Raw genomic sequence first — 18,503 nt, 5'->3', positions numbered from 1 at the left:
CCGCGGGCCGGGCGCTGGCGCTGCCCGGCGTGCAAGATCAGGGCACGTCGTCATCGGCTGCGCGACCGCCCTCGCCTTCCCAGCGGCCGATCTGGCGCGTCTCGAGGCGGGTGAACTTCAGCCTGACGCCGGCGCCAAGGCCGTCCTCCGGGATGAACACGGCGCCGGCCTGCTCGAGCGCCGCCCGCACCGCGGCGATGGCGTCGGCGGGCCCGACGGCCGCGCCGCTGGCCGATTCGATCTGGCGCAGCGCCTCCACGGTGATCTTCGCCTCGGCCGCAAGCTCCGCCTTGCTCAGGCCGATGAGAGCCCGCGCGGCCGCGATCTGGCGGCCCAAGAGATGATCCTGACTGCTCGGCATGGGATACCCGTCGCTCCGGTTCGACACCGCCGATCCATAGCATAGCGTCGACCAAACGCAGCTGCGAGGAGATCGCGCGATCTCAGATCAGCGGCGCGCGGCGGGTCAGGCGGATCCGCAGCACGGTCCGGCGCAGCAGATGCTCCAGGAGCAGAGCGACCAGCGCGAAGACGCAGCCAAGCGCCGTGTCGAGAATGCGCGCCTCCAACAGCGGCAAGGCGTCACCCGAGGAGATCGCCGTGATCTCGATGGTCAGCATGACGAAGGCGGTCATCGAGGCGACACCGAGGATGCCGTGCTGCTGCTGCGCCGGCCAGCGCAGCAGGGCCACCAGGATCAGGGCCGGCATCATCGCGTGGTGCGAGGGCGCGACATAGGCGAGCAGGCCTGCGGCCATCACGCCCAGCAAAGTGCCGGCGAAACGATCGAGCATCTGCCGGCGGCTCGACAGAAAATCGACGCGCAGGACCAGGACCAGGGTGAGCATGGTCCAATAGGGCTTCTGCAGGCCGAGCGCCGAGCTGGCGAGAAAGGCGAGCGGAATGGTGATGGCGGTAGCGACCGCGAAGGTGACCCGCTTCAATTCCCGCGCATGCAGCGCCAGCATGACCGCGCGCCAATGCGGCACGGTCGAAGGGCGCCAGGCGCCGGCGGCGAGATCCCAGGCGATCGAGATGAGCCAGGCCAGCAGCGTGACGCCGGCCAGGATCTTGAGATCGAACAGGCCGAGCGGCGCCTGCAAGGCACTCAGCGCCAGTGCGAAACAGCCGAAGCGCGACATGGTCAGCGCAATGGCATGGGCGCTTTCGGTCAGCGCATAGAGGATACCGGCGAGCGCGAAGGCGAGGCAGAGCAGCAGCGGCGAGCCTTGCACCCAAGTGCCAATGGCGCCGCCGATGGCAAGCGCGCCAACCGCCGCGGCCATCCAGGCAAGCCGTGGCCAGGGCTGGCCGCCGGTATCGCCACTGAAGCCGACGATCGCCGCCAGCATGCCATAGGGCAGCCAGGCGCGGCCGCCGGCCGACAGCCCGACCATGACCGGAACCAGGACGTGGCGGTGAAACACAGCGAGCGCGCCCAGAGCGGATCGCCCGATGGCGGCGGCACGGCAGACCCGTCGGCCGTCGCGTCGTCGCGGGTTGTCACGCCGGTTCGTCCGGCTTGGCATCGCCGACGTCGAAGTCGCCCTTCTGTGGCCTGGCGAGCGGCGTAAACAGCCCGCGATCGGGTTTCAGGTCGATCAGTGGCGTGCCATCCAGGCAGTCGAGCCCACGCACCGACAAGGTCGCGCCCTCGATGCCGACCAGCGTGACGATGGCGGTGCCGATCGGATTGGGGCGGGCCGGCGAGCGCAGCGCAAAAGTGCCGCGTGTGACGCCATCATCGGCGGGGCTCTGCCGCACCAGATCGCGGCGCGACAGATGCATCCAGTAGAGCACCTCCAGCCGTTCGAAGGCGGCGATGCCGTCGAGCGCCGCGAGCCAGGGTTCGAACAGCGCGACGCGGCAGACCGGACCGTCGGGCCGGCCGAGCCGCGGACATTCGAGCCGCGAGGTCCAGGGGGTGTGGATCCGGCCGATGAAGACCAGCCCGGCATCGGTCGCCGGCGGCGCATCCACCGTCACTTCGCCTGCACGGATTTCGTTGAGCCTGACCATGATGCCGCCAATGCGCCGATGCGATGGGCCACTATCAGCTTGGCTGCCTGCTGGGACAACCGATTTGGCGGCGGAGCGCCGCGCGCGACCTTTGTGGGGGACCTGTTCATTTTGGACACCAGACGCGGCCCCTGGACACCATCTAAGGCATTGATGCGGCGGCGGTATCTGCGAGGATCGGTTGTTCCGCGCTTCTGGACAGAAATGAGCGTCACGACGGGCACCTGACGCGACATTTTGGACAGTTGCGATCGAATGTGGCGCGCTAATGCGCAATTGCGATCAATATGTTGCGGAACGACGTGCCGCAGACCGTCCGACCAGTTCGAAAGTCGTACTGGCCGGAACACCGGCCAGTTTCATCGGCGCCGGCCAAGTTCATGTATGGTCTTGCAACGCTTAGGGTTTCGACCCGGCCTCTGCGGGAATTGGCCGGCGTTGCCGGAGTCAACTGGCCTGTCGTGGCTAACGCCGAGGTGCCCGACGCAACGAGATGAACTCCGCGACCTGCCTCAGCGCAACCATGAGCCCGCCGGGCGCGACGTCGTCCCTGAGCATGTAACGCCGGGCCAGTTCGTTTTCTGGGAACTGGCCCTATGAGGGGGCCAGTTCTCTGCCTCCGGGCCAGTTTACCTAAAGCATTGGCGGTGAAGTGGATATTTCACCCGCCTTTCGATTGGGCCGGCCCTGGACAGTCGATCGAACTGGCCCGCCGGCCTGTCCCTTCTGGCTAGTTGAGGGGTATGCGCCCCTGTCGCGCTCGTACGTCCACAACCCGCTTCGCGACCGGATCGAAATCACATTCATAGGTGTGGATGATCCAGGCACCGAAGCCATTCTGGAACTTCACTTTGTCACCGATAAGCGTGATGACGCCCGATGCTCGGTTGGCCCATCGATAGTGACTGAACTTGGGCTCCAGAAGACTATCGTACCACTCGAAATTGTTCGCAGCCAGGCGCTCGACATAAGGCCGACAATAGACGCTACCCGCAATGGAGTGCTTCTCACCCCAGCATTTCAGGTCAGCCTTGCAGGCGGCTTGCTCAGCAGCCTCGCGGGTTGCGGCCTCCGCAGCCTTCTGCGCCACCTCCTTTTCCTTGCGTTCACGCTCGGCTGCGGCTGCCTTCTGCGTGGCCTCCTCGTCGGCTTCGCGTCGCCGCTTCCATTCCGCCGGATCTGTCACGCCGGCTCGCTCTGCTGCGTTCTTGTCGCTCATATTGAGGAAGCCCTGCGCTTGTGCCCGCTCGTCAAGTTTGCCGACGATGAACACAAGGGCCACCGCGCAGAGAATAGCGCTCATGATCGCTAGCCGCCTTGTGCGCCTGGGAAAGACCGCCACAAACGAGACGACAAAAGCTAAGGACAGAAAGACAATTACGACTTCCATTATATTAACCTCTCAGTCCAGAACGCCCGACCGACGAAACGGATGGCGTTTGCCTCCCGCGCGGCGATGTGCTCCGGGGTGTAGAGTTCTCTGTTGTCCGAGATGAGAAGCATCCCGCCGTCCATCTGCAGTTGGATGCGCTTGAGACGCAGCCCGTGGGGAGCCCAGATCGCGTAGATTGCCCCATCCTTCAGATCGGTTGTGTCTGTGTTGATCAGAACCATCTGACCATCCGCGATGGTCGGAAACATGCTGTCCCCGCTGGCCCGCAGCGCGATTACTTTGGCCGGGGATATGCCGAGATTGCGTAGCGACGCACGCGCGAAGACCGTTCGCCCAATGACGTTAGGCTGATCGTTCTCAGCGCCGCCCCCAGCCGCCGCGACGACATCGAGAATCGGAATGTCAACATAGGTCGCCAGATCTGGAATTTCAGTTCCAGATCCGGCGATCGTTGACGAACCGAAGAGCTGATCAAGTGATATTCCGCAGCCCTTCGCAATCCGATGAAGCGCAAGGGCTGCAGTGGCATTCACGCCCGTTCGCCAGTTGTAGATCGTTTTGACCGCCACGCCAGATCTGGGGGCAACCTTAGTCGCACCGCCAGCGCGATCGATCGCGGCGTTTAAGCGCTCCACAAAGGCGGCTTCTTCGGGCGGCAACGGCTTTTCCATATCAAGCCCCGAAATCCCTGATCAGGCTTGACACGTTTTGCCTGATCAGGCAAAGCTCCTACAAGTCTGATAGTCAGAGATGGTTATCACGGCCACATCTGGCACGCGAGGGGCATTTATGGGCAAGAACTGGCACCGCCAGGACATCATCGCCGCTGTTCGTAAGCGTGGGTCGTCCTTGCAGCGCCTCGGAAAGGAGCATGGCTTCGCCCGTGACACCTTCAACAAGGCGCTGACCGCCCGTTTTCCGAATGCCCATGCGATTATTGCCGAGTTCATCGGCGTCGAGCGTCATGAGCTTTGGCCACAGTGGTATGGCCCTGACGGCCAGATGCTCTTCTCAGCACGCGCGGATCTCCATACGCGCATGACGCTGCAGGTGGCCTGAGATGACTGTGTCATCCTGGCTTGCCGCTTCGGAGATTGCGTCAGCCCGATTGCCGGGACTGCCAACATCTCGCTCCAAAGCCAAAGACTTCATTGCGCGCATCCGAGCCGATCGTCCCGACCTCGTTCGTCCCCGCGCCGGCCGCGGCGGCGGATATGAGGTCTCGGCCGATGCGTTGCCCGACGTTGCACGTTCCGAAATCGTGGCCCGTGCACAGAAGACCGCGCTGACGGACCCCGCCGCCCCCAGCCAGGAACTGATCGACGCTCACGAGGCGGACAAGCGTCAGATGGCCTCGCGCGGCACCGGCGATCTGACGGCCCATCAGCGTGAAGTCATGGAGGCCCGCGCCGCCGTTCTGATGGCGATCGACGCCCGCTGTTTGGCCAGCGGCCTCGGCCGCAGGCCCACCGTGTTGTCCTTCCTGCAAGCGGTGGCCGATGGCCAGCTCGATCCGGCCGAGATGGACATGGTCTGCAAGGCGAACGATCGCCGTGGCGATGTCCGGACCCTGGCGCGCTCGACCATCTATGCGTGGTTCGCCGTACGGGCCGATCGCGGCATCATCGCCTTGGCGCCGGGCCAACGGGCGAAGGAGGCCCTGCCGGCCTGGTTCGACGATTTCCTGCGGCTCTACGCCAAGCCGTCCAAACCGTCGATCGCCGAGGCCCTGCGCGACTTCAACAGATCGGTCGCCCCTGGCACTGCGCAGCCAACTGAGGCGCAGGTTCGTCGTTGCCTCGCCAAGATGCCCGAGCTGGAGCGCATGAAGGGCCGCGTGGGCAAGCTCGCCATGCGCACACGGCTCGCCTATACGGCGCGTGACTTCGAAGACCTGCTGCCGACTTCGGTCTATGTCGCGGATGGAAAGACGTTCGATGCCGAGGTCAGTCATCCGATCCACGGCGGGCCGTTCCGACCTGAGCTGACCACCATCATCGACGCCGGCACCCGCCGCGTTGTCGGCTGGTCGGCAGCACTCGACGAAAACACCTTTGGCGTGGTCGACGCATTGCGCCGCGCCTGCGCCGGCGCCGGTGTTCCGGCCATCTTCTATACCGACCGTGGCCCGGGCTATCGCAACAAGGCGATGGACGCGCCGCTGACCGGCTTCATGGCCCGCGCTGGCATCACGCCGATGCGCGCGCTCCCCTACAATTCCCAGGCTAAGGGCGTCGTCGAGCGCCTCAACCAGATCTACACCGGCGCGGCAAAGCGCCTGCCGACCTATATCGGCCGCGACATGGATAAGGAGGCGAAGCTCCTCGTCTTCAAGACCACGCGCCGCGACCTCGCCATCACCGGCACATCCCGCCTGCTCCCCGGATGGGATGCCTTCCTCGAGCACGTCGAGGCCGAGATCGCCGACTACAACGGTCGGCCGCACTCGGGCTTGCCACGCATCCGCGATCCGCAGATCGCCCGCACGCGTCACATGACGCCGAACGAGATGTGGGCCGCGAAGGTTGAGGGGTTCGAGCCGATCATCCCCGACCAGGCGGAACTGGACGACATGTTCCGACCCTATGTCCTGCGCCGCACCCGCCGCGCCCTCGTCGAATGGCTGGGCAACAGCTATTTCGCACCGGCCCTGGAGCCGCTGGACGGCCAGGATGTCGTCATCGGCTACGACATTCGCGACGCCTCCAGGGTGTGGGTGCGCACGATCGAGGAAATCGACGGCGAGCGCGTGCCGGGGCGCCTGATCGCAGTCGCAACCTTCGAGGGCCACAAGACCCGCTACGTGCCGGTCTCCTACGAGCAGGCAGCCATGGAGAAGCGCCATCAGGCGCGCCGGGCACGGCTCGAACGGAAGATCGACGCGGTCGACCGCGAACTGTCGCCGGCCGCCATTCTGGACATGCGTCCAGCCGCGCCAATGCCCACGCTGGCCGATCGCGACGGTGCCTTGGTCAATGTCGGAGCGGTCGAGCTGGCCGCATCGCCCGAGCCTGTTCAGAAGATCGTCAGCATCAACGGCCGCCCGCTCTTCCCCGACGACGTCGCCTTTGCCCGGTGGGTCGCCGAGAACCCGTCCCGCGTGACCGAGGTCGATCGCGAGTATCTGCGCGACCTCATCCTAACCCACTCCACAAACGAACTGCTCCGGATGTCGGGGCTCGATCTCGTGCGCCTGCGAAGCATCGCGAGAAACGAACTCGACCATCCGGAGCGAGCGGAAAGGTCTGCATAAATGAGAAACTCCTTCGTGGAAACCGCCAACGTCAATCGCTTCTCGACGGCGCTCACGGCGCTTGAGCGGCGCGGCGCCCAGGAAGCCTGCCTGATGGTGGTCGATGGCCTGCCCGGCCTCGGCAAGACGACGGCCTTGCACCGCTGGGCGGCCCAGACTGGCGCGATCTATGTGCGCGCCAAGAAAGAGTGGACGCCGAGCTGGTTCCTCAACGACCTGCTCGCGCAGTTCCGCATCACGCCCGGCCATAGCTACCAAAGGCGCTATTCCCAGGCCCTTGAGGCGATGCTGCAACAGCAGTCGAGCCTGACGCTGCAGAAGCGTACTTTCGCGGTGGTTATTGACGAGGCCGACCACATCTCGCGGTCCGGCCGGATCATGGAGAGCATCCGCGACTTCTCGGACATGGGCGACATCGTCTTCGTCCTGGTCGGCATGGGCAAGATCCGCGACAACCTGACGGCCTTCCCGCAGGTCGCCAGCCGCATCGCCCAATATGTGCGGTTCGAGCACGCCACCAAGAGTGATGTCCGCGCCTTCTATGACCGGATTTGCGAAGTGCCGGTGGCAGACGACGTCGTCGACTTCACCCACTCCGTGACCGCCGGCTTCAATCGCGAGATCAAGGAGGCGCTCGCCACGGTGGAACGTTTCGGCCGTCGCAACGGCGCCGCCGAGGGCAAGCCGGTTCAGCTCGGCCACCTCTCCGGCCAGGTGCTGGTCAACGACCGCCGCACCGGCGCGCCGATCGTGGTTCCGGGAGGCCTGTGATGAGCACCCCTCACCAGATCGCGGTGATGGGCGCGATCGGCCGGCAGTCCATCAACATCGACCAGCTCGCCGATGCACTCCCTGTGTCGCGCAAGGGCATTTCCTCCGCGGTCGGCCGGCTGGTCGCCCGCGGCTACGTCGAGCGCCTCGAAATCGGGGTCTATCGGTTGACCGTGTCGGGGCAGGAAGCTCTGGGAGACGGTTCGGCCCGCCGGTTCACGCACTATCGGACGCGCAAGGACCGCATCTGCCCCGACAGCCTGCGCCAGCGGGCCTGGAAGGCGATGCGCCTGCAGATCCGATTTGCGATCGGCGACATCGTCACGCTGGCCGCTCGCCCGAACGACCGGAACCCGGAGAACGCCCTGAACCGCTGGTTCAAGGCTCTGACCCGAACCGGTCACATTGTCGAACTGCCCGTCCGCGCCCGGGGTGCCGCGCCAACCTCGAACGGCTTCAAGCAGTGGCGGCTGGTGCGTGACACCGGCGACATTGCGCCGAGCCTGCGTGGCGACGGCTCCGTTGTCGACCGCAACACCGGCGAGGTCTTCCCATGCGCGTGAAGACCTATCCCCAGTTGGACGGCGAGGCGCTGGCCTTGTTGCAGGCCCGCGTCGCAACCCTCGGCTCGAAGGCCGCAGCGGCGCGCGAGCTTGGTGTGTCGCGGACAGCCGTGTCATCGGCGCTGTCCGGCAGCTACGTCGGAGACACCAAGCACCTTCGGGCGAAGATCGTCGAGGCCTTCGCCGACCAGGTGTTCTGCCCTCACCTCGATCGGGCACTGGCGCCGACCACTTGCAAGACTTTCCGCGAGCGCGACATCGGCGCCTGCACCGGATCGCGGGACGACGTGAAGCACTGGCAGGCCTGCCAGGGCTGCCCGCAGAACCCGGCCAGCAGATCTGGCGCCGGTGTCCGCACTGCGGAGGCCGCATGATGACCCGGCTCTCCGACAATCTGCACCAGCTCGCCGATCTCTTCACCGCTCAAGGTCTTGCGCGGCAGGCGCTGCCGGCTCGCCTGGTCGTGCTGTTCGGCCAGGTCTTCCGGGACCTGGAGCAGGAAGCGCTACGCCTGGAAGCCGCCGGCTCGCCGGACTGGCCCGTGGCCGATCCGCGGCCCGTTCCGGTCGGTTTCGAAGACGAGCACGATCCGGCACTGGGTGCGATCGTTATCGATCTAGCCGAGATATTCCGGCGCGAGAGCTTGAACATGGGCCAGATGATCGGTCCGCGAGGCGTACTCGCCGCCACCGTGATCCCGTTGCCGGTGGTCCGCATCGAACGCCACCAGCCGGACGGCGGTGCCGCATGACCGTCTCTCTGTCCGTTCGGATCATCGCGGAAACCGTCGCCGAACATTTCGGCTTCACCTATCGCGACCTGGTTTCCCATCGAAAGCCGGTCGAGATCCGCGAGGCGCGGGCCATTGCCTATCTGATGGCCCGCCGGTTCACGCCCCTGAGCTATCCGGCGATCGGCGAGGCTCTCGGCGACCGCGACCACACGACCGTTCTCCACGGCGTCCGGACCGTCGAGCGGCAGTGTCGGACCTCGAACAGCCTCGCCAATGCCGTCTTCGAGATCGACGCGGCACTGCGGGCGGTGGAGCTGACGCTCGCGCGAGCGGCGCTCGTCCCGCCGCCCGATGTCGATCCGCTCGCCGTCGCCTATCGCGTCCTGTCGGCCGAGCGTCAGACCATCAGTCCGTCTCGGGACGAAATCCTCGCCCTGGCTGTCGCCGTGATCGGCGCAGCCGTCACCACCCCATCCCAACAATCCGAACCTAAGCCGGCACAGGAGCCGAAACATGTCTGAGCAGACCACTGCTGCCGAACCCACGATCGATATGGACGGCCGGCCCTACATGCGCGATGCGCGCGGCGCTCTCGTGCCGGTCGAGGTGATCAAGCCGATCGACCGGCTCATGGACCAGCTCGTCCGCAAAATCGAAGGCTATGCACAGCCGCTCGCCGAGCAAATCGCGCGGTTCAAGTCGCATTCATTCGCCGATGTCGATGCCTTTGTCGCTTTGGTCGGCGAGCAGTACGGAAAGAAGCTCGGTGGCGTGAAAGGCAATACCACCTTCACGACTTACGACGGCTGCTTGAAGGTCCAGGTCGCGATCACCGACCATTTCGAATACGGCACCGAACTTCAGGCCGCCAAGGCACTCGTCGATGACTGCCTGCGCGAGTGGTCTGGCGACGCGAATGTCAATCTGCGCGCGATCGTCGAGCGGGCGTTCAACGTCGACCGCGAAGGCAAGATCAATCGAGCCGAGCTGCTGTCGCTTCGCCGTCTATCGATCGATGACGCACGCTGGATCCGGGCGATGGAGGCGATCGTGGATGCCGAGCGCGTCATCGGCTCCAAGCGCTACCTCCGGATCTATCGCCGCCCGACACCGGACGGTCAGTGGGTGGCGGTCACTCTCGACGTCGCGGCGGCTTGAGGTACGCGATGGCCATCATCCATTGGAAAGACGGCGAGGTCCGGCTCGCCAGCTTCTCGTCCCGTTCGAACGGATCGAAGTCGGCGGTCACTGTCCGCCTGGAAACGTCAAACCCGCGCGCCTTCGGCTGGCTCCTTGAGGAACTGGCGGAACTCGATCGGGCGCAGAGAGCCGCGGCCCGTGTCGGCCGCCGGAAACCCGCCCCGCAGCTCCTGCTCGAAGACCTGCGCGGCGTCACCTCCGGCGAACCCGAAGAGGAGTACTGACATGAAGACCTATTGCTGGACCGACCGGCGCGGCGTCATCGGCTTCGGCCGCGTTCCCCCCAAAGACATGCTGGTGATCGCATGGGCGGAGAGCCGCCCGCTGCGCAAGGCGGTCGAGGCCCAGGCTCGCCACGCATATGACGGTACCTCGCTGCTCGTGCCAGGAGTTCCCGAGGCCGGCTCCGAGCAGGTTGCGATCAATGCGGTCAATCGCTTCGCGAGCCGCATCGCACGCGCCCTGGGATCTCCGGAGGCGCCCTTGGAGCTGACGCCCGATACGCGGGTCAGCATCGCTGAACACGATTGGGAGCGCGGCCTCGTCGAGTTCAATGGCGTGGTCGTTCGCCGGTTGTCGCCGACACATGTCCAGGTCCGCGTTGACGACGGCCTGTTGATCGCCGCGCCGATCGAGGCCTGCACGGTGATCGAAGCCGAGAGGAGCGCAGCATGACCAGCCTTGCCAAACGCACAATCGCGCGTCTGGCGGCTGACCTCGCCGAAGCGCGGGAGCATCTGGAGCGGCTCGAACGATCGCTCGGGCAAGACCTCGCCTTGCCCTTGGAATGGCGGCTGACGCCACTGCAAGGGCGTGTCGTCAGTGCGCTGCTGAGCCGTGATGTGGTGCCGGAGCAGACCCTATCGGAACTGCTCTATCTGTCACGCGGCGTGGTCTATCGCGACCCGGCGGCCGTCAAGGTGCACATCTCGAACATCCGTCGCCGGCTGCGGCCGTTCGGCATTGAAATCGCCCATCACCGGGGCCGGGGCTACGCGCTCGCGGCCGATGTCCGGGCGCGGTACGGCCAGCGGAGCGCAGCATGACAGCGCTCCCGCATTTCATTCTTCTCTGCTCGGCGGGAGCCGCCGGTCTGATGGCGCTGCTCCTGGCCTGCTGGATGGGCTTGACGCTCGCCGGCCGCGCGCCGGCCGGGCACGAGGCGTCCGCCGAGGCCGTCTTCCCGTTCTTCCTGTTCCTGGCCGTTGCGGCGGTCTGTCTGATCATCGCCCAGCACGCCGACTTCTGGAGCGCACCGTGAGCACTACCCGCGAGAAGGTACGCGCCAAGATAGCGGCTTTGCGCAGGATGACGCGCGCAGCGGGCTGCACGGAGGCCGAGGCGCTCGCGGCTGCCGCGCTGGCGGCCAGGCTCATGCAGGAACACCTTCTGAAAGAGGTCGACCTGGACATAGGCGAGGCCTCGGCGCGGGAGCCCGTTGTCCGACCAGGCTGGCGAACACTGCTGGCGGCGACAATCGCCAGATGCACCAACACCGCCCTGATCAGGATCGAGGACATCGAGGGGCGTAGGCCGGTTGCCAGCGTCATGTTCATCGGTACCTCGCCGGGACCGGAGGTCGCGCTCTACCTGAGGGACGTCTGTTTCCGTGCCGTCGACAAGCAGGTCGCCGAGTTCAAGACCTCGACCTTCTATCGCCGTCGCCGCAATCTCTCGACCAAGCGGGCGGCGGTCGCGGACTTCACCGCCGCCCTTATCATGCGGTTGCGGATGCGCTTGGTCGACCTGTTCGCTCCGCTCAAGAACGACGCGGCTCGCTCGCTCGCAGAGGCCGCCAGGGACCGCCGTTTCCCCTCGGCTTCAGGGATCAAAGTACCCCCTCGACGGAGCCGCTTTGACGAGGCCGGTTCGCTCGGTTGGCGGGCTGCGAATGACGTCGCCCTGAACCGTGGCGTTGCCGGCGATCCGGACGCGCCTAAACTGATCGGGCAGGCGCCATGACCGCAATCATCCCTTTGCGCGAGCAGATCGCTGAGCAGCGCGGCGACATCGAGAACCGAGAGCGCACCTATCCCCGGCTGGTGAACCGTGGCGAGCTTCGGGAGGCAGAAGCCGACCGTCTGCTGCAGCGGGCCAAGGCCATCCTGTCGACCCTCGTGTGGTTCCAGGAGCGGGAACACGAATTGCGTACGTTCCTGGCAATGGCACCGGCCGACCGCGCCGTGATTGTCACGCATGGGCCGCTCGTCGCGGAGATGGCGCTGGAGCTGGCGCGCCGCGAGGAAATCGCCAAAGCCGGAGGCGCAAGGCGGTGACACCTGTCCGCGCCTTCATCGACGGGCCGCTTTTCGATCGCGTCGATCTGGATCGGCTCGCCGCCCTACGCGCGGAGCGTGACCGCCTGACGCGCCTTGATGCGCGCTGGCGGCTGCGGCCGCGATCGTCACGCTGCAAGGCGCTTCAGGGCCGATTGGAGCAGCTCACTCTCGAAATTCTGGAATTGGAGAGGGCTTTTGGGGAGAGCGTGCGATGAACTCACTGCGCCTCGTTTCGCGCCCTCAGCCCCTTGATTTCTTCGGGAAGTTCGAAGGCTACGCGCAGAAACAATTTGATGAAGGCGACATAGTCCCGCGCCTCGGCATCGGTGCCAGCTTCCAATTCGTGCACCGCTGCGTTGCCGCGCTTCCTGACTTCGTCGGCCCAATCTCTAACCGAGCCGGTGACGGTCCCCTTTCGCGCGAGATCGTTGATCCGTTCGAAAGGCGTTTTCCCCTCACCGCCGAGTTCCTTCGTTGCGACCTCAAGAACAGAGCGACAGGTGGTCAGGATGAGCGAAGGGCTCATTCGCGCATCGACCATTTGCTGGACGTCGATGAACGGCTTCCGGATCCGTTCCGGCCAGGCCGGATGCGACCGATGCGGCTCAACCGTTGGATAGGTCTGTACGACCTCGAAGGCGTAGATCGCGCGCTCTTTCGCCCCGTACGAGCCGGACATCGCCAGGGCCGCCTTGGCTTGGACGTCGGTGGTCTCCACGACGAACATGACGGGGTTGCCGCAGTGCGGGCACCGCGAAAGGCCACAGAACTCAGCCCCGTGCGCCGTGGTCGTGCGCTTGGGTGGGTGGTCACTCGTCCAGTTCCACAGCGGCGGCGTGCGCTTGCCCACGTCGACGGTCCGAACCTCCGAGATCTCGCTCAACGAGAAGTCCTTCAGTTCCTTGCAATGCGGGCAACGATGTTGAATTTGGAGAATTGCCATGGCTGACCGTCGTGACGAATCGGTGGTCGATACAGTCAGGAAGGTTGAGGCGATCTTCAAGGACCGCCTGGATCAGGCCTTCACTGCGATCAACGCTGACCTGCTGAAGCTCGACGATGAAGTGGATCGGGACCAGGTCATTCAGGCCCTGGTGGTTGCTCTGTTTCGCGCGGAGACCCGTCGATGAGCCGTGCGATGCTTGCCAAGGTGCATATCGCGCGCAAGGAGTTGGCGCTCGATGAAGTTGCCTATCGCGCCGTGCTGATGTCGGCGACCGGCAAGGCCAGCGCGAAGGATTGCTCGGAGCGGGAGCTGAACGCGGCCCTTGCCGAATTCCGCCGTCTCGGCTGGCAACCGAAGGGTGGCCCAACGAAGAAGTCGGACAAGCTCCACGTCCGCAAGGTCTTTGCCATCTGGGGCGACCTCGGCCGAAGCGGCGCTCTCGCCAACGCGAGCCGCGAGGCGCTGCGGGCCTTCGTGAAGCGTCAGACTGATGTCGCGGATCCGGAATGGCTGACGGCGGCCCAGGCCAATCTGGTCACGGAAGCTTTGAAGGCCATGCAACGCCGGCACGCGTCGAAGGGGGCGGCATGACCCCGGAGGTGGAGGATTTCACGGAGGCCTTGCAGCCGATCGCCGCCGAGGTCGGGGTGGACGCGGCTCGCGCACTGGTCACTCATTTCGGCGGCACCCGCCTTTACGTGCCGAAGATCTGGCGCGACAGTCTCGACCTCAACGTGATCGGGGTGGACGCGGCGAAAGATCTGTGCAGGCTCTTCGGTCCGGAGAAGATCGACATTCCGAAGGTTGCCTATAGCGCGGCCTCGCTCCAACGTCTGACGTTGCGGCTGCGCGGCAAAGGGCTATCGAATGCGGAGATCGCTCGCGCCGTTGGGCTCTCGTGGCGCACAGTGACGCGCTATACCCATCGCGCGCCGCTGCCGGCCAAGCGCCAGCGGGCGACCGATCCTCGTCAGATCGATATCGAAGACCTGATCAGGCAGGCGGGCTGACACCGTCACCTCAGTCCGCATGGACCGCGCAAGCAGGGTCGTGACACGTCCCAACCCTTGCGAGTTGCGCCATGTCCAAAGCCTCGGCGAAAGCCCCCCATCTCGACGCTTGGCCGCTGCCGCCCTGGCTTCGGGCGGCGATCGAAGAGATCGGCACGGCCGAAGTGCCGGGGCCGAAATCCAATCCGCGCATCGTCGAGTATCGGAAGCTGTCGGGCATCAATCTGCCCGGTGACGACGGCGCCGTGCCGTGGTGCGCGATCTTCGTCAACGCGATGCTGGCCAAGGCCGGTGTAGCTGGATCTGGCTCCGGAATGGCGCGATCCTTCACGTCGTCACCGAACTTCGAGCGGCTCGCAGCGCCGGTCGTGGGCTGCATCACGGTGTTTTCGTCGACCCGCGGGCCGGCGTCCGGCCATGTGAACATCTACACCGCCGAAAACGGCATCATGTTCCAGGGGATCGGCGGGAACCAGAATGATGAGGTGAGCATCTCGATGTTCCCGAAGTCGAAGCTGGTCGGTCATTTCTGGCCCAAAGGGCACCCAAAGCCCAACGCGCCCTTCGACCAGCAGGTCAGGTTGACCCGTCCCCTCCTGCCGCACGAGCGGAAGGCAGGGCGCGATGTCTGAACATGTCGACAGCACCGGCGATCGGCGCACAGTCAACAACACGATGCGCCATGAATACCGTGTTCTCTCGGAAGACGAGAAGCGTCGAATGGCTCAGATCAAAGGCCTTGGCGAGGACTTCCTCAGGTTGCTTCATTCAATCGGTGGGACGCCTCATCAATTCGACCGCCAAGCGAGCCGCGAACTCGCCCTGGCGCAAACGAAGATCGAAGAGGCGGTCTTCTGGGCCGTCAAACACGTGACACGGTGAGCCATGGGAAAGCCCGGTTATAGCCTCACCCGTCAAGCCTTTTGGGTCTCGTTCGTGCTGGCCTGGTGTGTGATCCTTGCCATCGTCTACGGCGCACTCGCCGGTCAAGCGCAGGCCGTCGCGCTGGCGCCGATTGTGGTGCCGTCCATGGTGCTGATGATCGCAGCCCTGCTCGGCATCCATCGCGCCTTCGGATCCATGGACATGCGCGCCCAGGCGGCAGCTGCCGCGTCCCCGCTCGACAAACCGGAGGCCGGGTGATGTTCGCCGCCATTGGTGCATGGTCCATGCAGCGGATCGGCAAGGCATCTCTGATCCTGCTGGCGGTTGTCGCGCTGCTCGCCGTCGCCAGCCTCTGCATTTGGCGCACCGCTGTGACGGTTGACGGATGGATCACCTCGGCCGCCGTCTCAGCTCGCGCCGAACGTGATGCTCATTGGCGCGCGGAGTTCGAGAAATCCAACCGCTTGATCGCGGAGGCGCAAGCCCAGCGGGCGACGGCCGTCGCCGCCCTGGAGGCCGGCGCAGGCGCCGAGATCGCCATGCTGCGCGAGCAGCTCATCACCCTGGAGGGACAGAATGCGACACTGCCCGGCGCTGATCGTTGTGGTCTCAGCCGTGATCGTGTCCGCCTGCTCCCTCCGTAGCGAGCAGCCGACGCCCACGATCCGAACCGTCGCGGTGTCCGCACCGGTGCCCGCGACCGCGCGCCAGCCCTGCGTGCCGGCACCGGTTCCCGACAGGGAACTGAGCGCGCGTGAGGTCACGTCCCTGTGGGGCCGGGATCGCATCACCATCCGCGTCTGCGACACGCGCCGGTTGCTCGCGGTCGATGCCGCCGACACCGCGGCATCGCCGCTCGCGGACCGGCCGTGACCGGCCCAGTGGTTTTCATTCGGGCTTTCGCCCGCTCCCTCTTCGCCGGTCTTGGCCGGCGGAGGCGGGACCGCGCTCTGGCGGGTCCCGCAGCCCTCCTTGGGCGTTTCCTCCCTAGCCTTGCCCCGGCGCGGTTCGCCCGCGCCGGGGTCTTTCCGCGCAATCGCGTAACAGGTGCCCTGATATGAGCCCGCCCTCCGCCCGCAGTATCCATGAGCGCCTCGCGGCGATCGAGACCACCCAGACGCATCAGAACGACACGCTGAAGTCCATCAACGGCAAGCTCGACGGTATCGGCGGGCGTCTGTCCTCGCTGGAAATGCAGAGCGCCAAATACGGCGCGCTGTCCGGCGGCATCATGAGCGTCGGCATCGCCTTCATCGTCGCCAAGCTCAAGGGCCAGGTGTGAGAGCACCATGGCGCATGATGACCGGAAGAAGCGCGATGCCCGCAAGAAGTACGTCTTCGAGCGCCAGGCGCTGCCCGTCGTCGCTCTGACACTCGGCGTGCCCGAGGCGACCCTCCGCCGTTGGAAGCGGGAGGCGGGAGCCAAGGGCGACGATTGGGACACCGCCCGCTCGGCGAATACGATCGCCGGTGAAGGGCTGGATAAGCTCATCACCGAAGTCGTGCAGGACTATGTGACGGTCCATCAGGCGACGATCGAGGATCTGCGGACCCAGCAAGGGCTGACCGCTTCGGAGCGGGCCAAGATCTTGGCCGGGCTCGCGGACAGCTTCAACAAGACCGTGTCCGCCGCCGGCCGCATCTCGCCGAAGATCTCGGAATTGGGCGTGGCGATGGACGTGCTGAAGCGCTTCGCCGAGTTCGTCACCCGGCAGCACCCGAAGCTTGCCCCGCCGCTGCTGGAAGTCATCGAGCCCTTCGGCCAGCACCTGGCGGAGGTCTACGGATGACGCCCCGCCCCGACCTCAAAGGCCGCAATCTCTCGAAGAAGGAATTCGGCGACGCGCTGGCCGGGCTCCAGTCGAGCCTGCGCGCCCAGATCGAGGTCGAGGTTGATGGCTTCGAGACGGACGAGGCGGCCAGGCGCACGCGCCGCGCCGCGGTCGAAGACCCGTTGAGCGGGTTCGAGTTCTTCGCGCGCACCTATTTCCCGCACTACATCAAGTCGGCGCCGTCGCGGCTGCACCGGCACCTCTATGACGATCTGCCGGCGATGCTGACGACCGATGCGGGGCCGGACCGTAGGGGGCACCGCAAGCTGAAGATCGCCCCGCGCGGCGCCGCGAAGTCGACGCTGGTCAGCCAGATCTTCGTCATGTGGTGTGCGTTGCGGCGCCTCAAGCGCTTCGTCATCGTGGCGATGGATACCTATGAGCAGGCCGCACTGATGGTCGAGGCCATCAAGGTCGAGCTGGAGAGCAATCCGCGCCTTGCCTATGACTTCGCTGAGTTCGCCGGCGCCGGCCGACGCTGGCGCGAGGGTGAGATCGTCACCCGCAACGATGTGATGATCCTCGGCGCCGGCGCCCGGCAGAAGCTGCGCGGCCGGCGCTTCGGCCCGTTCCGTCCGGACCTGGTCATTCTCGACGACATCGAGAACGACGAGAACGTGTTGTCGCCCGAGTACCGGAAAAAGCTCGAAGCTTGGGTCGAGCGCACGGTGATGAAGCTCGGGCCGCCGGACGGATCGCTCGATCTGCTGATCGTCGGCACCGTGCTGCACTACGATGCCGTGCTCGTTCGGCTATCGAAAAAGCCCGGTTTCAACGTCTATCACGGGCGGGCGGTCGAGCGATTTCCCGACCGCATGGATTTGTGGGACCGCTGGCAGGAGATCTTCCTCAATGTCGGCGAAGACGATGCTCGAGCATACTATGCCCGGCACCAGGTCGATATGGATGCGGGCGCGGTCATCAACTGGCCGGAGGTCGAACCGCTCTATGCGCTGATGGTCGAGCGCGCCTCGTCCGAGACCGCCTTCATGTCGGAAAAGCAGGGCGAACCGATCTCGGAGGAGAGCCCGTTCCGATCGCTCGTCTTCTGGGTCGTGAAGAAGGCGTCGTGGATCTTCTTCGGCGCCGTCGATCCATCGCTCGGTCGGCACGGAGCGAACCGCGACCCCTCGGCCATCCTGGTCGGCGGCCTCGATCGCGAAACCGGCGTGCTCGACGTCGTCGAGGCCTCGATCCGGCGCCGCCTGCCCGACGTCATCATCGCCGACACGATCGCGCTCGCGAAGCTCTATCGACCGGCGCTCTGGTTCATCGAGAGCGTCCAGTTCCAGGAGTTTCTGCGGACCGAGATCATGAAGCGCGCCGTGCTGGAAGAGGTTGCCCTGCCGGCCATCCCGGTCATCCCCGTCGCCGACAAAGCGCTTCGCATCCAGCGGCTCCAGCCGCCGACCGCCGCGGGCCTGATCCGGGTCCATGCGAGCCAGACCACCTTGATCGAACAGATGCGGCAATGGCCCTCCGGCGCCCATGACGACGGTCCCGACGCCCTCGAAATGCTCTGGTCGGGCGCGGTCGCCTACGGCGGAGCGATGACCGGCGGCAGCCAGATCCTGATCGCCCGCGGCAATCGCGGCCGCACATTCGACGGATATCGCTGA

Annotated in this window: 31 protein-coding genes; 25 read left to right on the top strand and 6 right to left on the bottom strand. The window is 65.6% G+C overall.

Going from position 1 to position 18,503, the window contains the following annotated elements:
• Positions 1 to 37: 37 nt before the first annotated feature.
• From E8M01_RS16505 to E8M01_RS16485, 5 genes are all read right to left on the bottom strand, one after another.
• Positions 38 to 361 (bottom strand): helix-turn-helix domain-containing protein, encoded by a 324-nt coding sequence (locus E8M01_RS16505; RefSeq protein WP_136961115.1) that lies wholly within the window; start codon positions 359 to 361, stop codon positions 38 to 40.
• Between the two features lie 82 nt (positions 362 to 443).
• The gene (locus E8M01_RS16500) at positions 444 to 1,427 is read right to left on the bottom strand and encodes an FUSC family protein (protein WP_170181929.1); all 984 of its coding nucleotides are present in this window, start codon (positions 1,425 to 1,427) and stop codon (positions 444 to 446) included.
• A 76-nt stretch (positions 1,428 to 1,503) separates the two neighbouring features.
• Positions 1,504 to 2,019, bottom strand: a complete 516-nt coding sequence (gene tsaA, locus E8M01_RS16495; protein WP_136961113.1) for a tRNA (N6-threonylcarbamoyladenosine(37)-N6)-methyltransferase TrmO — start codon at positions 2,017 to 2,019, stop codon at positions 1,504 to 1,506.
• 730 nt (positions 2,020 to 2,749) lie between these two features.
• Positions 2,750 to 3,322: a hypothetical protein gene (locus tag E8M01_RS16490; RefSeq protein WP_136961112.1), complete on the bottom strand. Its 573-nt coding sequence runs from the start codon at positions 3,320 to 3,322 to the stop codon at positions 2,750 to 2,752.
• Between the two features lie 86 nt (positions 3,323 to 3,408).
• Positions 3,409 to 4,083: a LexA family transcriptional regulator gene (locus tag E8M01_RS16485; RefSeq protein ID WP_136961111.1), complete on the bottom strand. Its 675-nt coding sequence runs from the start codon at positions 4,081 to 4,083 to the stop codon at positions 3,409 to 3,411.
• A gap of 118 nt (positions 4,084 to 4,201) precedes the next feature.
• On the opposite strand from E8M01_RS16485, the gene E8M01_RS16480 reads away from it, so the two are divergent.
• The 15 genes from E8M01_RS16480 to E8M01_RS16415 are packed head-to-tail and all read left to right on the top strand — an operon-like array spanning position 4,202 to position 12,426.
• Positions 4,202 to 4,471: a helix-turn-helix domain-containing protein gene (locus tag E8M01_RS16480; protein ID WP_170181928.1), complete on the top strand. Its 270-nt coding sequence runs from the start codon at positions 4,202 to 4,204 to the stop codon at positions 4,469 to 4,471.
• A 1-nt stretch (position 4,472) separates the two neighbouring features.
• Positions 4,473 to 6,665 (top strand): Mu transposase C-terminal domain-containing protein, encoded by a 2,193-nt coding sequence (locus tag E8M01_RS16475; protein WP_136961109.1) that lies wholly within the window; start codon positions 4,473 to 4,475, stop codon positions 6,663 to 6,665.
• A complete protein-coding gene (locus E8M01_RS16470; RefSeq protein WP_136961108.1) occupies positions 6,666 to 7,436 on the top strand; it encodes an AAA family ATPase in 771 nt (256 codons plus the stop codon).
• Positions 7,436 to 7,999, top strand: a complete 564-nt coding sequence (locus E8M01_RS16465) for a MarR family transcriptional regulator (RefSeq protein WP_136961107.1) — start codon at positions 7,436 to 7,438, stop codon at positions 7,997 to 7,999. The genes E8M01_RS16470 and E8M01_RS16465 overlap by 1 nt, the downstream gene beginning before the upstream one ends.
• A complete protein-coding gene (locus E8M01_RS16460) occupies positions 7,990 to 8,373 on the top strand; it encodes a LysR family transcriptional regulator (RefSeq protein ID WP_136961106.1) in 384 nt (127 codons plus the stop codon). Before E8M01_RS16465 ends, E8M01_RS16460 begins: the two co-directional genes overlap by 10 nt.
• Positions 8,370 to 8,750 carry a hypothetical protein gene (locus E8M01_RS16455; protein ID WP_170181926.1) on the top strand — a complete coding sequence of 127 codons (381 nt, stop codon included), beginning with the start codon at positions 8,370 to 8,372 and terminating at the stop codon, positions 8,748 to 8,750. Before E8M01_RS16460 ends, E8M01_RS16455 begins: the two co-directional genes overlap by 4 nt.
• Positions 8,747 to 9,253 carry a helix-turn-helix domain-containing protein gene (locus E8M01_RS16450; RefSeq protein WP_136961104.1) on the top strand — a complete coding sequence of 169 codons (507 nt, stop codon included), beginning with the start codon at positions 8,747 to 8,749 and terminating at the stop codon, positions 9,251 to 9,253. The genes E8M01_RS16455 and E8M01_RS16450 overlap by 4 nt, the downstream gene beginning before the upstream one ends.
• Positions 9,246 to 9,890 carry a DUF3164 family protein gene (locus tag E8M01_RS16445; RefSeq protein WP_136961103.1) on the top strand — a complete coding sequence of 215 codons (645 nt, stop codon included), beginning with the start codon at positions 9,246 to 9,248 and terminating at the stop codon, positions 9,888 to 9,890. Before E8M01_RS16450 ends, E8M01_RS16445 begins: the two co-directional genes overlap by 8 nt.
• Positions 9,891 to 9,898: 8 nt before the next feature.
• Complete coding sequence (locus tag E8M01_RS16440) at positions 9,899 to 10,156, top strand: hypothetical protein (protein ID WP_136961102.1); 258 nt, start codon at positions 9,899 to 9,901, stop codon at positions 10,154 to 10,156.
• Position 10,157: 1 nt separating this feature from the next.
• The gene (locus E8M01_RS35270; protein ID WP_211596727.1) at positions 10,158 to 10,607 is read left to right on the top strand and encodes a hypothetical protein; all 450 of its coding nucleotides are present in this window, start codon (positions 10,158 to 10,160) and stop codon (positions 10,605 to 10,607) included.
• Positions 10,604 to 10,978, top strand: a complete 375-nt coding sequence (locus E8M01_RS16430; protein ID WP_136961101.1) for a winged helix-turn-helix domain-containing protein — start codon at positions 10,604 to 10,606, stop codon at positions 10,976 to 10,978. Before E8M01_RS35270 ends, E8M01_RS16430 begins: the two co-directional genes overlap by 4 nt.
• Positions 10,975 to 11,193, top strand: coding sequence for a hypothetical protein (locus E8M01_RS35085; protein ID WP_170181925.1), 219 nt, complete (start codon positions 10,975 to 10,977; stop codon positions 11,191 to 11,193). The genes E8M01_RS16430 and E8M01_RS35085 overlap by 4 nt, the downstream gene beginning before the upstream one ends.
• Complete coding sequence (locus tag E8M01_RS16425) at positions 11,190 to 11,894, top strand: DUF7168 domain-containing protein (RefSeq protein ID WP_170181924.1); 705 nt, start codon at positions 11,190 to 11,192, stop codon at positions 11,892 to 11,894. The genes E8M01_RS35085 and E8M01_RS16425 overlap by 4 nt, the downstream gene beginning before the upstream one ends.
• Complete coding sequence (locus E8M01_RS16420; protein ID WP_136961099.1) at positions 11,891 to 12,208, top strand: hypothetical protein; 318 nt, start codon at positions 11,891 to 11,893, stop codon at positions 12,206 to 12,208. The genes E8M01_RS16425 and E8M01_RS16420 overlap by 4 nt, the downstream gene beginning before the upstream one ends.
• Positions 12,205 to 12,426: a hypothetical protein gene (locus E8M01_RS16415; protein ID WP_136961098.1), complete on the top strand. Its 222-nt coding sequence runs from the start codon at positions 12,205 to 12,207 to the stop codon at positions 12,424 to 12,426. Before E8M01_RS16420 ends, E8M01_RS16415 begins: the two co-directional genes overlap by 4 nt.
• A 2-nt stretch (positions 12,427 to 12,428) precedes the next feature.
• Here E8M01_RS16415 and E8M01_RS16410 read toward each other — a convergent pair whose 3' ends face one another.
• A complete protein-coding gene (locus tag E8M01_RS16410; protein WP_136961097.1) occupies positions 12,429 to 13,154 on the bottom strand; it encodes a DUF4145 domain-containing protein in 726 nt (241 codons plus the stop codon).
• Between E8M01_RS16410 and E8M01_RS16405 the strand changes: the two genes are divergently transcribed.
• The 10 genes from E8M01_RS16405 to terL all read left to right on the top strand — a co-directional run bounded on the left by E8M01_RS16405 (position 13,153) and on the right by terL (position 18,503).
• Positions 13,153 to 13,341, top strand: a complete 189-nt coding sequence (locus tag E8M01_RS16405) for a hypothetical protein (RefSeq protein WP_136961096.1) — start codon at positions 13,153 to 13,155, stop codon at positions 13,339 to 13,341. The two genes, E8M01_RS16410 and E8M01_RS16405, sit on opposite strands and share 2 nt — an antisense overlap.
• A gap of 8 nt (positions 13,342 to 13,349) precedes the next feature.
• Positions 13,350 to 13,748, top strand: a complete 399-nt coding sequence (locus E8M01_RS16400; protein ID WP_170181923.1) for a gp16 family protein — start codon at positions 13,350 to 13,352, stop codon at positions 13,746 to 13,748.
• Positions 13,745 to 14,167, top strand: coding sequence for a hypothetical protein (locus E8M01_RS16395; protein WP_136961094.1), 423 nt, complete (start codon positions 13,745 to 13,747; stop codon positions 14,165 to 14,167). The genes E8M01_RS16400 and E8M01_RS16395 overlap by 4 nt, the downstream gene beginning before the upstream one ends.
• A gap of 71 nt (positions 14,168 to 14,238) precedes the next feature.
• A complete protein-coding gene (locus E8M01_RS16390; protein ID WP_136961093.1) occupies positions 14,239 to 14,799 on the top strand; it encodes a TIGR02594 family protein in 561 nt (186 codons plus the stop codon).
• On the top strand, positions 14,792 to 15,049 hold the full coding sequence (locus E8M01_RS16385) for an Acb2/Tad1 domain-containing protein (protein ID WP_136961092.1): 258 nt from the start codon (positions 14,792 to 14,794) through the stop codon (positions 15,047 to 15,049). The genes E8M01_RS16390 and E8M01_RS16385 overlap by 8 nt, the downstream gene beginning before the upstream one ends.
• A 3-nt stretch (positions 15,050 to 15,052) precedes the next feature.
• A complete protein-coding gene (locus tag E8M01_RS16380) occupies positions 15,053 to 15,310 on the top strand; it encodes an NAD(P)+ transhydrogenase beta chain (RefSeq protein ID WP_136961091.1) in 258 nt (85 codons plus the stop codon).
• Positions 15,310 to 15,696: a hypothetical protein gene (locus tag E8M01_RS16375; protein WP_136961090.1), complete on the top strand. Its 387-nt coding sequence runs from the start codon at positions 15,310 to 15,312 to the stop codon at positions 15,694 to 15,696. Before E8M01_RS16380 ends, E8M01_RS16375 begins: the two co-directional genes overlap by 1 nt.
• A 413-nt stretch (positions 15,697 to 16,109) precedes the next feature.
• Positions 16,110 to 16,334: a hypothetical protein gene (locus tag E8M01_RS16365; RefSeq protein ID WP_136961089.1), complete on the top strand. Its 225-nt coding sequence runs from the start codon at positions 16,110 to 16,112 to the stop codon at positions 16,332 to 16,334.
• A gap of 7 nt (positions 16,335 to 16,341) precedes the next feature.
• Positions 16,342 to 16,842 (top strand): DUF1804 family protein, encoded by a 501-nt coding sequence (locus tag E8M01_RS16360; protein ID WP_136961088.1) that lies wholly within the window; start codon positions 16,342 to 16,344, stop codon positions 16,840 to 16,842.
• On the top strand, positions 16,839 to 18,503 hold the full coding sequence (terL, locus tag E8M01_RS16355; RefSeq protein ID WP_136961087.1) for a phage terminase large subunit: 1,665 nt from the start codon (positions 16,839 to 16,841) through the stop codon (positions 18,501 to 18,503). Before E8M01_RS16360 ends, terL begins: the two co-directional genes overlap by 4 nt.

Origin of the sequence: Phreatobacter stygius, assembly GCF_005144885.1 — a bacterium.
GTDB classification, from domain to species: Bacteria; Pseudomonadota; Alphaproteobacteria; order Rhizobiales; family Phreatobacteraceae; genus Phreatobacter; species Phreatobacter stygius.
This window is presented reverse-complemented; position numbering and strand designations above follow the sequence as displayed.

Bases quoted from the DNA above. Each gene is read 5' to 3' on its own strand.
- E8M01_RS16505 (WP_136961115.1), bottom strand. From the start codon at position 361: ATGCCGAGCAGTCAGGATCATCTCTTGGGCCGCCAGATCGCGGCCGCG.
- tsaA (WP_136961113.1), bottom strand. From the start codon at position 2,019: ATGGTCAGGCTCAACGAAATCCGTGCAGGCGAAGTGACGGTGGATGCG.
- E8M01_RS16490 (WP_136961112.1), bottom strand. From the start codon at position 3,322: ATGAGCGCTATTCTCTGCGCGGTGGCCCTTGTGTTCATCGTCGGCAAA.
- E8M01_RS16485 (WP_136961111.1), bottom strand. From the start codon at position 4,083: ATGGAAAAGCCGTTGCCGCCCGAAGAAGCCGCCTTTGTGGAGCGCTTA.
- E8M01_RS16480 (WP_170181928.1), top strand. From the start codon at position 4,202: ATGGGCAAGAACTGGCACCGCCAGGACATCATCGCCGCTGTTCGTAAG.
- E8M01_RS16475 (WP_136961109.1), top strand. From the start codon at position 4,473: ATGACTGTGTCATCCTGGCTTGCCGCTTCGGAGATTGCGTCAGCCCGA.
- E8M01_RS16470 (WP_136961108.1), top strand. From the start codon at position 6,666: ATGAGAAACTCCTTCGTGGAAACCGCCAACGTCAATCGCTTCTCGACG.
- E8M01_RS16465 (WP_136961107.1), top strand. From the start codon at position 7,436: ATGAGCACCCCTCACCAGATCGCGGTGATGGGCGCGATCGGCCGGCAG.
- E8M01_RS16460 (WP_136961106.1), top strand. From the start codon at position 7,990: ATGCGCGTGAAGACCTATCCCCAGTTGGACGGCGAGGCGCTGGCCTTG.
- E8M01_RS16455 (WP_170181926.1), top strand. From the start codon at position 8,370: ATGATGACCCGGCTCTCCGACAATCTGCACCAGCTCGCCGATCTCTTC.
- E8M01_RS16450 (WP_136961104.1), top strand. From the start codon at position 8,747: ATGACCGTCTCTCTGTCCGTTCGGATCATCGCGGAAACCGTCGCCGAA.
- E8M01_RS16445 (WP_136961103.1), top strand. From the start codon at position 9,246: ATGTCTGAGCAGACCACTGCTGCCGAACCCACGATCGATATGGACGGC.
- E8M01_RS16440 (WP_136961102.1), top strand. From the start codon at position 9,899: ATGGCCATCATCCATTGGAAAGACGGCGAGGTCCGGCTCGCCAGCTTC.
- E8M01_RS35270 (WP_211596727.1), top strand. From the start codon at position 10,158: ATGAAGACCTATTGCTGGACCGACCGGCGCGGCGTCATCGGCTTCGGC.
- E8M01_RS16430 (WP_136961101.1), top strand. From the start codon at position 10,604: ATGACCAGCCTTGCCAAACGCACAATCGCGCGTCTGGCGGCTGACCTC.
- E8M01_RS35085 (WP_170181925.1), top strand. From the start codon at position 10,975: ATGACAGCGCTCCCGCATTTCATTCTTCTCTGCTCGGCGGGAGCCGCC.
- E8M01_RS16420 (WP_136961099.1), top strand. From the start codon at position 11,891: ATGACCGCAATCATCCCTTTGCGCGAGCAGATCGCTGAGCAGCGCGGC.
- E8M01_RS16405 (WP_136961096.1), top strand. From the start codon at position 13,153: ATGGCTGACCGTCGTGACGAATCGGTGGTCGATACAGTCAGGAAGGTT.
- E8M01_RS16410 (WP_136961097.1), bottom strand. From the start codon at position 13,154: ATGGCAATTCTCCAAATTCAACATCGTTGCCCGCATTGCAAGGAACTG.
- E8M01_RS16400 (WP_170181923.1), top strand. From the start codon at position 13,350: ATGCTTGCCAAGGTGCATATCGCGCGCAAGGAGTTGGCGCTCGATGAA.
- E8M01_RS16395 (WP_136961094.1), top strand. From the start codon at position 13,745: ATGACCCCGGAGGTGGAGGATTTCACGGAGGCCTTGCAGCCGATCGCC.
- E8M01_RS16390 (WP_136961093.1), top strand. From the start codon at position 14,239: ATGTCCAAAGCCTCGGCGAAAGCCCCCCATCTCGACGCTTGGCCGCTG.
- E8M01_RS16385 (WP_136961092.1), top strand. From the start codon at position 14,792: ATGTCTGAACATGTCGACAGCACCGGCGATCGGCGCACAGTCAACAAC.
- E8M01_RS16380 (WP_136961091.1), top strand. From the start codon at position 15,053: ATGGGAAAGCCCGGTTATAGCCTCACCCGTCAAGCCTTTTGGGTCTCG.
- E8M01_RS16375 (WP_136961090.1), top strand. From the start codon at position 15,310: ATGTTCGCCGCCATTGGTGCATGGTCCATGCAGCGGATCGGCAAGGCA.
- E8M01_RS16365 (WP_136961089.1), top strand. From the start codon at position 16,110: ATGAGCCCGCCCTCCGCCCGCAGTATCCATGAGCGCCTCGCGGCGATC.
- E8M01_RS16360 (WP_136961088.1), top strand. From the start codon at position 16,342: ATGGCGCATGATGACCGGAAGAAGCGCGATGCCCGCAAGAAGTACGTC.
- terL (WP_136961087.1), top strand. From the start codon at position 16,839: ATGACGCCCCGCCCCGACCTCAAAGGCCGCAATCTCTCGAAGAAGGAA.